General features: G+C 76.2%; 8 protein-coding genes. All 8 read left to right on the top strand.

What is annotated here, in order from left to right; all coding sequences use genetic code 11:
- Positions 1–438 precede the first annotated feature (438 nt).
- The 8 genes from ACWCXC_RS05785 to ACWCXC_RS05820 are packed head-to-tail and all read left to right on the top strand — an operon-like array spanning position 439 to position 12,300.
- Positions 439–1,590 carry a hypothetical protein gene (locus tag ACWCXC_RS05785; RefSeq protein WP_450886833.1) on the top strand — a complete coding sequence of 384 codons (1,152 nt, stop codon included), beginning with the start codon at positions 439–441 and terminating at the stop codon, positions 1,588–1,590.
- A complete protein-coding gene (locus tag ACWCXC_RS05790) occupies positions 1,587–4,154 on the top strand; it encodes a lantibiotic dehydratase (RefSeq protein ID WP_450886835.1) in 2,568 nt (855 codons plus the stop codon). The genes ACWCXC_RS05785 and ACWCXC_RS05790 overlap by 4 nt, the downstream gene beginning before the upstream one ends.
- Positions 4,151–5,959 carry a hypothetical protein gene (locus ACWCXC_RS05795; protein ID WP_450886837.1) on the top strand — a complete coding sequence of 603 codons (1,809 nt, stop codon included), beginning with the start codon at positions 4,151–4,153 and terminating at the stop codon, positions 5,957–5,959. The genes ACWCXC_RS05790 and ACWCXC_RS05795 overlap by 4 nt, the downstream gene beginning before the upstream one ends.
- Positions 5,949–7,895 carry a TOMM precursor leader peptide-binding protein gene (locus ACWCXC_RS05800; protein WP_450886839.1) on the top strand — a complete coding sequence of 649 codons (1,947 nt, stop codon included), beginning with the start codon at positions 5,949–5,951 and terminating at the stop codon, positions 7,893–7,895. The genes ACWCXC_RS05795 and ACWCXC_RS05800 overlap by 11 nt, the downstream gene beginning before the upstream one ends.
- A gap of 14 nt (positions 7,896–7,909) precedes the next feature.
- Positions 7,910–9,427, top strand: coding sequence for a nitroreductase family protein (locus tag ACWCXC_RS05805; RefSeq protein ID WP_450679975.1), 1,518 nt, complete (start codon positions 7,910–7,912; stop codon positions 9,425–9,427).
- A 22-nt stretch (positions 9,428–9,449) separates the two neighbouring features.
- Complete coding sequence (locus ACWCXC_RS05810; protein ID WP_450886842.1) at positions 9,450–10,472, top strand: thiopeptide-type bacteriocin biosynthesis protein; 1,023 nt, start codon at positions 9,450–9,452, stop codon at positions 10,470–10,472.
- A complete protein-coding gene (locus tag ACWCXC_RS05815) occupies positions 10,472–11,461 on the top strand; it encodes an ABC transporter ATP-binding protein (RefSeq protein ID WP_450886844.1) in 990 nt (329 codons plus the stop codon). The genes ACWCXC_RS05810 and ACWCXC_RS05815 overlap by 1 nt, the downstream gene beginning before the upstream one ends.
- Complete coding sequence (locus ACWCXC_RS05820) at positions 11,452–12,300, top strand: ABC transporter permease (protein WP_450886846.1); 849 nt, start codon at positions 11,452–11,454, stop codon at positions 12,298–12,300. Before ACWCXC_RS05815 ends, ACWCXC_RS05820 begins: the two co-directional genes overlap by 10 nt.
- Positions 12,301–12,395: the final 95 nt, after the last annotated feature.

Raw genomic sequence — 12,395 nt, forward strand, 5'->3', positions numbered from 1 at the left:
CGCCGGCCACGGACAGCGACCGGATCGAGTACGGCATGCTCATCGGCGCCGGCGACCGGGGGCAAGCGGTTCGATTGATCGGGCCCACCGAGATCGGCCCAGGAGACCGCTCGACCAGGCCGGGCCCCCCACCCGGGCCACGGCGGTCATCGCCGGCCGGGTCACGCCCTCGACCACGGCCGGATCGGATGCGCCACGGACCGGTCCGGGCCGCCCCCGGGTGGCGGCACATGCCAGGCCCCTGTCCCAGGGCGCTCGGTCCCCACGGTGCAGCGCGGGCGCGGCGGCGTCGAGGGGGTGGGGGCGGTCCGTGATCAATGTCATGAAAGGGGTGACGCATGTCAGCCGTGATCGTCCGGCCGTTGTCGGGTGCTCGGGCGGCGACGCAGGATCGGCGGCGGCTCGCCCGACCGACCCGATCACGGCAGGTGACACGGTTTGAACCTGGACACCCACCCCGCTGCCCTTCCGGCCCGTGCCCCAGGAGGTACGACCGGAGTCCGGCTCTACACCCGAGGGGGCATCCGTCCCGAGTGGCTGAGGAGCGCCGTACTGCCGGCGGTCCGGATGCTGGAGGAGGAGCTGAACGCGCCGGTGCTGTATCTGCGGCGGGGGTGGCTGCACGGACCGCATGTGGACCTGGTGGCCCGCCCGGCCGGGGGCGAGGGGGGCGCGGTGCTTCCCTGGGACGAGCTGGCACGGAAGCTGGACGCGGGATCGCCGGCGCCGGACGAGCTCCAGAGCGAGGAGGAATACCTCGCCCGCGCACGGGAGTTCGGCCGGCTGGAGCGGGTGGAACCGCCCTATCTGCCGATGCATCCGCACGGGCGGATCGAGTGGCTGGACGCCCCGAGGACCGCCACCTGGCCCGAGCCGTTGAACGCCCTGTGCGATCTGGTGCTGACCCGGATCAACCGGCCGCTGACGGCGGCGGTCGCCGAGGCCGCGTCGGGGGCGGGGACGCTTCCCACCCGGGTGGCCGAGGCGATGGTCGCGCTGGCGGGGGCCCATCATTCCGGCCTCGCGTTCGGGGTCTTCTCGCTGCGGAGCCACGCGGAGGCGTTCCTCGCCTGGGCGGCGCCCCGCAAGGACGTACGGCCGGTCTTCGCGCGGCGGCTCGCGGGGGACGCGCCGCTGATGCGCTCGCTGGTGCGGCAGGCCCTTGAGGACAGCGGCGGCCCTGCGGCGGCGCGCTGGCGTCAGGCGTTCCAGTACGGCATGGGGGTCTTCGACTCGGCCGTCGCGCAGGGGGCGCTCACCCTGCGGACGCTGGAGGAGCGGGAGGGCGGCTTCGACAGGACCACGATGGGGCCGCCCGGTCAGGAGGACGTCAGCGGGCACCGGGGCAGCGATTTCCACACGGCCGTGAACGCGTCGGGGGCGGTGGCCGCGACCACCGACTGGTTCGCCTCGTACCGGCTGTTGATCAATCTGTTCTACCAGCAGCTCCTGCTGCTCGACGTGGCCCCGCTCCACCGCTACTACCTGTGCTACGCCATCGCGGAGACGGTGGACGAGGTGCTGGGCGAGTCCTGGAACGACCGCCTGTCCCGGGCTGCGGCCGGCCGGCCCGCGGGGACCGTCGCATGAGGCCCCGATGTACGGGCGAGGACGGTCCCGCCGGTGAGCCGTTGTGGATGCTGCGGGTCAACCCGCTGCCACGGGTGCGCCTGGCGGACCCCGTGCTGGCCGCGCTGCTGGACGAGGTGTGCGCCGCGGAGAGCGAGGTCGAGGCCGCGGCCGAGGAGTGCTCGGCGCGGTTGCACGAGCTGATCGGTGCCACCGCCGACCCCGGGGAGCGCGGCGCGCTCATCGCGCTGCGGCGGGACATCCACAACGACCGGATGCCGCGCTCGGAGGACGATCCGGTGCCGGCGACGGCGCGCTGGCGGGCGGCCCGGCAGGCCCGGGACGGTCTGCGGGCGGCGCTGGAGCGGGAATACCCGCAGGCGGCCGACCGGGAACGGAAGCGGCTGGCCTGGCTGCTCGCCGACGACGACCTCAGGCGTGCGCTGGCCTTGGTCGCGCCGGAGGTGGCGGCCGGCGCCGACCGCTACCGGGCCGCCCTGGACGGCGGCGGGAAGCTGTCCGCGCGGCTGCGGAAGTCCGAGCGCGGTCTCGTCCAGTACGTGACCCGGGCGATGATCCGTACGAGTCCGCTCTCCCGGTTCACCGCCGTGGGACTGGCCGTTCCCGGCCCGGGGGGCGTCGCGCTCGACGACGTGACGCCGATCGGCGCGGTCCCGGTCGTGGGGCTCGACCGGATCATGCTGCACTACGTGCTCGGCGGGCTGCGTCACGAGGCGGCCCCCGACCGGCCGCTGGGCCCCGGGGACTGGGTGCAGCTGCCGCCGACCTCGGAGTTCGGGCCGGGGCGCGAGACGCTGATGTTCCTCCGGTCCGCCGGGGACACCATCCGCCGGCTCTCCGTCCCGGTCGCCGGCCCGGTGCGTCCGCTGGTCGACTCCGTGGCGCTGGGTGCCAGACAGGTGTCCTCCGTGGCCGCCGAGGTGGCCGCGACGCTGGGCTGTCCGCCCGAGGACGCGCTGAACGCCGTGCGCGGGGCCGTCGGCGCGGGCATCCTCTGCCTCAGCGACGGCCCGGAGGACGGCGCGCTGCCCTTCCGTACGATGCTCGACCGCCCCGGGCTGCCCGGCGCCCCGCTGCTGGCCGAGGTGAACCGGCTGCTGCCCGAGGTCGGGGCGGCCCCGGCCGGGCAGCGCGCCGAGGTGCTCGACCGGCTGCGCTCCACGCTCGCCGACCTCGCCCATCGGGCCGGCCGGCACGCGCGGGTCCTGGTCGAGGAGGACTACGTCCTGCCGTCCCTGACGGTGGACACCGCGCCCTGGACCGGCGCCCTGGACGACCTGGCGGCGGGGGTGGAACTGCTGTCCGTCTTCGACCGGCTGCACGACATCCGCGCGGTGCTCTCCGCGATCTTCGTGGAGTGGTACGGGGAGGGCGCCGAGGTGCCGCTCGTGGCCCACGCCGAGCGGATCGCCGCCGAGGTGTACCGGCGGGGCGGGGCCGTGGACGGCGACATCCCGCAGGACGGCGGCCCGGCCGACGGGACGCTCGGCCGGCTGCACGGGCTGCGGCGGGACGTCCTCGCCCGGATGCGGGACCTCCTCACCGCCGCCGGGCCGGGCGCCCGGGAGGTGGCGCTGTCCGCACGGGAGGTCCGCGAGCTGGTCGCCGGGGTGCCGGACCGCTTCCGGCAGGACCCGCTGGCGTACGGAGTGCTCGTCCAGCCCTGGCGGGACCGGCTGGTCCTCAATGACGCGTACGCCGGGCACGGCATGCTCTACGGCCGGTTCCTCGGCGCCGACGAGGAGTTGGGCGGCCGGGCGCTGCCGCATCTGGCGGAGCGGCTGCGGCGGCAGTACGGGGCCGACGGCCGGCGGGTCGTGGAGGATCTGGGACTGCACCGGCTCAACGTCAACGCCCACGCCCGGGTCCTGCCGGACGGCATCGACGCCGAGGGCTGGTCGGCGCTGCGCCTGGCCCACGACCCGGCGACCGACGCGCTGTGCGTGCGCGACGCGGAGGGCCGCGATCTGCGGGTGCTGTCCCTGGGCAGCGGGCACCCCGAGTTCCTGCCGGTCCCGGCGCGGATCGCGGCCTGGCTGGTGAGCGGCGGCCGGTTGATGGAGGACTTCGTCGGGGACTGGCGGGCGACGGCGGGGGACGACGCCACCGCCACCCGCGCCTGTCCCCGGATCCTGGTGGGGAAGACGGTGCTGGCCCGGCGCCGCTGGTACGGCGGGGCGGAGTTCGCCGAGGCCGTGTCCGCCGGCCGTGAGGAGACCGACCGCATCCGGGCGCTGGCCCGCTGGCGGGCCCGGTACGGCGTCCCCGCCGAAGTGGTCCTCAAGACACCGCTGGAGGCCACCTACGGCACCGAGGCGCTGCAGGCCGCGGCGGCGGCCGGCTTCGGGGCCGAGGAGCACAGGCAGCGGCAGAAACCGCAGTACACCGACCTGGAGAGCGCCGTGGCCGTTCGGGTGCTGCCCCGGCTCATGGACCGGCGGAGCCCCGGCTATCTCGAAGAGGCCCTGCCCGCCGTGGCGGACTCCCGGCACGCGGCGGAATGGGTGGTCGAGATCGCCCGGACCGCCGGCGCCCCCTTCACCTACGGAGGAACGACCGCATGACGATGAGGGCACGCCCGTATCTGCACTATGCACCGGTCTCGGGAGGCGTCTACTTCAGCGGGCCGCACACCCAGTTCGTCATCCTGGGACCCCCGGTCATGCTCACCGTCGCGGACGTCTGCGTGCCGCTGCTGGAGACGGGCACCACGGAGGACGCGATGGTGGCGGCCCTCGGCTCGGAGCGGGCCCGCCCCGCCGTGCGCAGGCTCACCGACGAACTGCGCGCCCGCGATCTGCTGCTGGACCCCGGACGGTTCACCGTCGAGGCGCCGGACGCACAGACCCGCGAGCGCTTCGGCGAGGCGCTCGCTCATCTGGAGGCGTTCGGCGACGACCCGTACGCGGCCTTCGCCGCGCTGCGCGCCGCCCGGGTCCTGCTGTACGGCCCCTGCTCGGCCGTGCTGCCCGCCGCGCGCGGTCTGGCCCGCGCCGGGGTGGGGCGGTTGGTGCTCGCCCCCACCGATCCGCAGGACGCGGTGGCGACCGCGCGGCGGCTGGGCGCGAGACTGCTCACCGGCGGTGCGGCCGGCCCGGACACCGCCCGAGGGGCGGACGCGGTGGTCTGGTGTGCCGAGGGCGCCGGTGTCGCGACGGCCGCCGTCCGGCTCCTCGAACTCCCGGACGGCGTACCGCTGGTCCCCGTCCGCCTCGGCCCCACCGCCCTGGCCGGGCCGGTGGTGACCGGAGGCTCCGGCGCGGAGGCCGCCGACGCCCTCGCGGCCCGGGCCGACGGCTGGGCTCAGGTCCTGGAGACCGGGCCCGCGCCCCGGCCGGGAGCCGACGCGCTGGCGGGGGCCCTGGCCGGACAGCTGGTCTTCGAGACGCTGGCGGGGGTCGGTGCGCCGGGCGCCGCGCATGTCGTGCACGGCGAGGACCTGTCGGCCGACGGGCTGCGTACGGCGGCGCACTCCACGGCGACCGGGCCGGCACCGGCATCGGCGTCGGCACCTGCGGGAGCCCCCGCATCGGCGGAGGCCGCGCGCGCCGCGACCGCCGACCCGGCGCTCCAGGACGTCGTCGCCCCGCTGTCGGCGTCGTGGACCGGGCTGTTCGCGCTGGCCGAGGGCGGCGATCTGCCGCAGCTGCCGGTGGCGCTGCGCGAGGCCCGGCTGCCCGGCGGGGCGGAGGGCGGGGTCGTCGCCTGGGCCGGGGACCAGCAGGGCGCCACCGTGGCGGTCGCGCTCGACGCGCTGCGCCGGCCGGCCGGTCCGGACGGGACGGACGTGGCCGGTGGCGCGGGGACCACCGAGGAGCTGTGGCTGCTGGACGGGGCGCTGCGGGTGCTGACGGAGCGGTGTGTGCCCAGTGAACGGCCGCTGCCCGCGCGGCTGTCGCCGGCCACCGAGGTGGTGCGGCGCGCCCTGGCCGAGGAGCACGGACTGCCGGTGGCGGTGCGGCTGCGGGAGGTGCCGGGCGTCGGCTGGACGCTGGCCCGTGCCGTGCACGCGGAGACCGGGGAGGTGTACGGGCACGGCTGGGGCGCGACCGTGGAGGAGGCCGTCCACGGGTGTCTCGGTACGGCGCTGGCGGTGCGCGTCGCGGACCGGCTGCGGCCCGGCGCGGCCGTGGCGGAGGTGCACACGGGGGCGCTGCGGACGGCGGGGCCGCAGGCGCTGGCCCGGCTGCGCGCGGAGATCGGGGAGCACGCCGGGGAGCCGGTAGGGACGGCGCTGCGGGCCGATCCGGTGCTGGGCGCCCTGCCTGTCTTCTACGGCCCGGTGTCGCTGGGCCCCGTCCCGGACCCCCCGCGTCCGTCCCGTCCCGACGTTCCGGCGCACGCCGAGGAGCCCGTCCATGCCCGCTGAGACGACGACGGCCCCCGACCGCCCGCGCCCCGGCCCCGAGGTGCTGACCGGGCCCGATCTCCTCGGACCCGCCGCCGGGGAGTGGGTGCGGGCGCTGGGCCCGGTGGCGGCGGCCCTGCCCGGCTCGCTCTCCCTCAACCGCGGCTGGAACGCGGAGTGGGAGCGGGCGCGGACGGACGCCGCGTCCGCCACCGGCCGGCCGCACCTGTCGGTCCGGTTGTTCGGCGGCGAGGTGCTGATCGGCCCCTACTGGGTCCCGGGCGCGGAAGGCGGCTGCGCGGGGTGCGCGGAGCTGCGCGCCCGGGTGGTCGCCGGCCATCCCCTGGCCGCCGACCCGCTGATCCCGGTCTCCCGTCCCGCGATGCGCCGCCCCTTCCTCCTGGAGATGCTGGCTCCCGCCCTGCGGAACCTGGGAGAACGCCCGCTCGGGGCGGGCGAGTTGTACGCGCTCGGCGGGCCCTCCTCACGGCGCCATCTGGTACGGCGCAGCGCCCGCTGCCGGGTGTGCGCGACCGGCCCCGACGCGGCCGGTCAGGCTCCGCCGGCCCCGCTGCCGGCGCGGCGGGTGCCCGCCGGCGCGGGCGGTCCGACGCGGGGCGCGGACGGTGCCGGGCTGCTGGCCCCGGGGCGGCTGCGGGCCCGGACGGTCGATCCCCGGTTCGGTCCGGTCGACCGGGTGGTGCGCGAGGCGCTGCCCCCGTACGCCATGAGCCTGGCCTCCCTGCCGGACTCGCTGGCCATGGGTTTCGCCCGTGCGGGGAGCTTCGCGGACGCGGAGCCGGTCGCCATCCTGGAGGCGTACGAGAGGCTGGGCGGCTTTCCCCACGAGGCGGCCGTCGTCGGTCCGGTCGCCTACCGCGATCTCGCCGGCCGGGCGCTGGATCCGGACACGCTCGGGCAGTACACGGAGCAGCAGTTGGCCCATCCGGGCTGCCGGGTCACGCGGTACACGCCGGACACGCCGATGGACTGGGTGTGGGCCAGGGACCTGCACGGCGGGCCGTCGTCGCTGGTTCCGGCGGAGATCGGCTTCTACCAGTACGACCACCGGTTCCGGCGGGCGTACGACACGGTGCGCCGCACCGACTCCCGCGAGCGGACCTTCCACTTCCACGACTCCTCCAGCGGCTGCGCCCTGGGATCGACGCCGGAGGAGGCGGTGCTGCACTCGCTGTTCGAGCTGGCCGAGCGGGACGCCTTCCTCAACGCCTGGCACCGGGCCGCCCCGCTGCCGTCGATCGCGCTGTCCTCCGTCACCGATCCGGCGTCGCGGCGGCTGCTGGACCTCGTCGACGCGCGCGGTTTCGATGTGCATCTGCTGGTGGCGACCGACGACATCGAGCTGCCGGTGATCTGGTCGCTGGCGGTGAACCGGGAACGGCCCTTCCCCGCCAGCTTCTCCGCCGCAGGATCCGGCGCCGACCCGGTCTCGGTGGCGCGCACGGCCCTGTGGGAGCTGACGCAGCTGGTGACCGACCCGGTGACCTGGACGCGCGAGGACATCGAGCCGATGTACGCCGATCCGTGGCTGGTGGACCAGTTGCACGACCATCTGAAGCTGTACTCGCTGCCGGAGGCCCTGCCGCGGGTCACCACGGTGCTCGGCGGTCCCCGGGTCGCGCTGCGGGACGCCTTTCCCGGCTGGCCGCACCGGCTGCGGGAGGCCGCGCGCGGCGATGTGCGCCGGGCCCTGGACTTCACGGCGGGACTCTTCGCTGCGGCCGGTCTGGAGCGCGTCCTGACGGTGGATCAGTCCACGGTCGAGCACCGGGACCTGGGGCTCGCGGTGGCCAAGGCCGTCGTGCCCGGCATCACGCCGATGTGCTTCGGCCAGCCCCAGCAGCGGCTGTCCGGGCTTCCCCGGCTGGCGGCCGCGGTGGCCGGCGGCCCGGCCCGCAACCGTACGGCGCCCTACGACCCCCATCCGTTCCCGTGACCCCGGAGGCAGCTGTGAACGTACCGGAAGGGCCCGCGCCGGACGGGGCGGGGCCGGTGCCGGAGGGCGTGGACACCATGGCCCGCGACCGGATGTGGTACTTGTACGCCGCCGGGGCCGACCGCCCGCCCGTGCCGCCCGTGCCCCCGGGCACCGAACCCCCGCCCGGTGTCCCGGTCTCCGCGCTGCCCGTGGCGCCCCGGCTGCCCGACGCGGCCCGGCCCGACGACCTCACCGCGCTGCCGGCGGGGACGGTCGACCTCCTGGAGGACACCCCGTTCCCGGCGGGCCGGATCGCCGGCCTGCCGGAGGACCGGGCGCTGGCCCACGCGCTGGTCGCGGCGTTCGGGGTGCAGCGCCGGGAGCCGGAGAACCCGTTCAACGACCACCGGGGGTACGCCTCGGTGCGCGCGAAGTTCCCGGTGCAGGTCCTCGTCAACGACCGGGGCAGACGGCGGGTGTTCGATCCGTACCGGCGGGCGCTGGTCGGGCTGTCCGGCGCATCGGACGCGCCCTCGGCGGCGCGCGAGGTGCTGCTGACCGGGCGCTTCACCCGGCTGCCGGCCACGTACCGCTGGTACCGGGGCTCGCTGGTGCAGTTGGAACTCGGCATCGCGCTGCGCGCGGTGTGCGTCGCCCTGGAGCTTCTGGGGGTCGCGGCGCGGGTGCGCCTTCCGGGGCCCGGGGCCCGCGAGCGGCTGGCGGAGTTCGGGCTGGCGCCCGGCTGGGAGTGGACCCTTCCGGTCGTGGTCGAACTGGACGGGGAGGCGCCCGGGGAGGCGGCCGGCCGGGCCGGTGCGGCCGAGGCGGTGCCGGACGCGGTGATGGCCGATGTGGTGGAGATGAACCGCGCCCAGTGGTTCCCCGGCGCCCCGGCCCCCGTGGGCACGGCCGTCCCGCCCGGCACACCGGACACCGGCCTGTCCTGGGCGGAGGTGCTGTGGCGCCGCACCTCGGGCCGGATGCCGCGCGGTCTGTTCGGGAACACGGCCCGGCCGGGCCCCGTGGCGGGCTCGGTCCTGGACACCGCGCGCGCCTGGCTGCTGACGCCGCCGCCGGGCGCCGTGCTGGGGGCGGCGGCCGGGGCGCTGCGGGTCACCGCCGTCACCCAGTCGGTGACCGGCCGCGCCGACGGGGTGTACGAGGTGACGGCCGGGGCGTACACCCCGCGCGCCGCCGGCCCCGGCGTGCCGGCCCGGCTGGAGGAGATCTACGGCTACCCCCTGGCACCGGGCAACGGCTGCGACGTGCGGCACGCGTCGGTGCTGTGGTTCCTGTCCTTCCGGCCCCGGGAACTGGCGCGGGACCTGGGCGCCGGCGGCTGGACGGCGGCGCAGTACGCCTGCGGCTGGGCCGTGCACGGACTGACCCTGGCGGCCGCTTCGGCGGGCCTGTGCGCGCGCCCGGTCCGGGCGTTCCGCGAGGTGCCCGCACGGCGCGTCCTCGGGCTGCCGGACGACGAGACGGTCGTCCTCGCAGTGATCAGCGGGACGTCGCGGTTCAGCGGCCCGCTGCTCGACCTACGGCAGTGACAAGAGAACGGAGACAACAACGGTGCAGTCCCCCACCACCGGGAGCACGGCGTCCCGGACAGCGCACTGGCTGCCCTCCGGGGCGTCGGCCTTCCGCGAACCGGACCTCCCGGTCCAGTGGCGCTCCTGGCACCTCCATCTCGGCTCCATGGCGAGGTCCGCGCACGACCGGGTGGTCACCGAGGTGATCGGCCCCGCCGTGGACCTGTTCCCGGACCGGCCCTGGTTCTTCATCCGCTACTGGCAGCACGGGCCGCATCTGCGGCTGCGGATCGGCGGGCTGAGCGCCGCCGAGACGGCACGCACCGAGCGTCTGCTGCAGGACCGGCTGGGCCGTGCGGCGCGGCTCCGGGAGGGCGAGGAACCCATCGACCGGAACACCTATCTGGGGCACGCCCGGCGGCTGTCCGCGCTGGAGGACCCGCGCGGCGGTGCCTGGCCGGCCGGTCCCCGGGACCCGGGGGTCCACCAGGACGGCTATGTGCCGGAGACCGAGCGGTACGGCGGGGCCGCCCTGATGCCCGCCTCCGAGCGGCTGTTCCAGCTCTCCAGCGAACTGGTGCGCGCCTTCCTGCCCCGGCTGCCCGACGTCCGGTCGCGGTCGGCGATGGCGCTGCGGGCGGCGATGTCCGCCGGTACGGCGCTGGGCGGCCCGGTCGATCAGGCCATGTTCTACGCGCGGGGACTGGACGCCCTTCGGCAGATGGTGGGGGCCGGATTCCAGCTGTCCACCGAGCAGTTGGACCGGCTGTGCGGGACCGGCCCGCGTCCGGGCGGCACGCCGCCGGCCGTGGACCCCGCCCAGCACGGCCCGTTCGCGCTGTGGCACACCCTGCTCGCCGAACTGGCGGACCGGGTGCGGGCGCAGGGCACGGTCGAGCACCCGGGCGAGGTCTTCTTCTCCCACGTCCACATGCTGCACAACCGGCTCGGGCTGACCATGGCCGAGGAGCTGCAGACCTACGCACGGCTGGTCCACCTCTTCCCGCTCGCGGCGCCCGGCACGGCCGGTGCCGCCCCTCGGCCGGAACCCAAGGAGCACTGATGGCCCGCACCCTGCTCACCGCGGCGGACCCGTCGGCGGCGCCGGCCGCCGACGCACCGCCCCCGGCCGTCCGGACCGTGCGGATGGCGCGGACCTACGGCGGCACGACCGCGCTCCACCCCCTCGACCTGGAGATCCGCGCCGGCGAACTGGTCGGCCTCCTCGGGCCGAACGGCGCCGGGAAGTCCACGCTGCTCAGCCTGCTCGTCGGGCTGCGCAGGCCCTCCTCGGGCCACTGCGCGCTGTTCGGCGGCGATCCGCGCTCCCCGGGGCAGCGCAGGTTCATCGGGGTCACACCGCAGGAGACCGGGCTGCCGCCCACCCTGCGGGTCGGTGAGGTCGTGGACTTCGCGGCCGCGCACTACGAGAAACCGGTCCCCCGGGGCGAACTCCTGGACCGCTTCGGCCTGCTGGACAAGGAGCGCCGCCAGACGGGCGGTCTCTCCGGCGGCGAGCGGCGCCGGCTGGCGGTGGCGCTGGCGTTCGTGGGGCGGCCCCGGATGGTGTTCCTCGACGAGCCCACCACCGGGCTCGACGTGGAGACCCGCCGCACCCTGTGGGAGGTCATCCGCGCGTTCCACGCCGAGGGCGGCACCGTGCTGCTGACCAGCCACTATCTGGAGGAGGTCGAGCATCTGGCCCGGCGGGTGGTGGTGCTGACCCGGGGGCGGGTCGCCGCCGACGACACGGTGGACGCCCTGCGCGGGCTGGTGCGCGCCCAGCGGGTCAGCCTGCTGGCCGACGAGGTGCCCGCGCTGCCCGGCATCCTCGGCTCCGAACGCGTCGACGGCCGGGTGCATCTGCTGACCCCCGACGCCGACGCGCTGGTGCGCGAACTCGTCCGCAGCGGGGCGCCCTTCTCCGGACTGGAGGTCCGCTCCGCGACGCTCGAAGAGGCGTTCCTCTCCCTCGCGGAGGAGACCGGCACCGACGGCGCCCCGGCCGGGGCGTCCACGACGACACAGAGGGGAAGCGGCCCGTGGCGATAGACACCCGGGAGACGGCGGGCGGTTTCGAGGAGGCGCCCGCGGCCCCGCCGTCCGGCGCGTGGGCGTCCGGCGGGAGCGTGCGGGCGGCCGTGCGCACCCAGGTCCGGATGACCCTGATGCACGCGCGCTACCAGCTGCTGCGCACCATGCGCATCCCCATCGCCCTGGTGGGCACGGCGTTCTTCCCGGGCGTGTCGATGCTGTTCTTCGTCGTCCCGGCCGCCGGCGACGACCCGGTGGGCGCGACCTACGCGACCGCGGCGATGATCGTCTTCGCGACCATGATCAGCAACCTGTTCGGGCACGGGATCGGGGTGGCGGAGGAGCGCCAGCAGCCGTGGGACCTCTACACCCGCACCCTGCCCAGCGGCCCCGGCCCGAAGTTCGCCGGGCGGCTGCTGTCCGGGCTGCTCACCATGCTCCTGTCGATGGTCCCGCTGCTGGTCATCGCGGCCGTGGCGACGGAGGCCACCACCACGGTCGCGGGCTTCCTGACCGGGGTGGTCGTGGTGGTCCTGGTCTCGGTCCCGTTCACCCTCATGGGGCTGACGATCGGCTATCTGCTGCCGATCCGGGCGGCGTTGACGGTGGTCCAGCTGACGTTCTTCCCGCTCGCCTTCGCCGGAGGGCTGTTCTCCGGGGCGGGCCGGGCACCCGGATTCATCGAGACGGTCGCGCCCTTCACCCCGACCCGGGGGGCCGCCGAACTGATGTGGGCGGCCGTGGGCGACTACCGCCTGAACCCGGTGGCGGCCGTCTCCTTCGCCGTGTGGACGGTGCTGCTGGCCGTCCTCTCGGTGTACGCGTACCGCCGCGACGAGGGCCAGCGCTTCCACTGACCCGGGTACGGAGGCGCGAGGTCAGCGGGACGACGGGACGGGAGGTCGGCGGGGCACGGCACGGAGGCACGGCGCCGCGCCCGGCCGCATCGCCC

It is taken from the genome of Streptomyces sp. NPDC001515 (assembly GCF_053597115.1).

What these genes read in the sequence shown, in the direction of transcription:
- ACWCXC_RS05790 (WP_450886835.1), top strand. Translation starts at nt 1,587, where the DNA reads ATGAGGCCCCGATGTACGGGCGAGGACGGTCCCGCCGGTGAGCCGTTG.
- ACWCXC_RS05795 (WP_450886837.1), top strand. Translation starts at nt 4,151, where the DNA reads ATGACGATGAGGGCACGCCCGTATCTGCACTATGCACCGGTCTCGGGA.
- ACWCXC_RS05800 (WP_450886839.1), top strand. Translation starts at nt 5,949, where the DNA reads ATGCCCGCTGAGACGACGACGGCCCCCGACCGCCCGCGCCCCGGCCCC.
- ACWCXC_RS05815 (WP_450886844.1), top strand. Translation starts at nt 10,472, where the DNA reads ATGGCCCGCACCCTGCTCACCGCGGCGGACCCGTCGGCGGCGCCGGCC.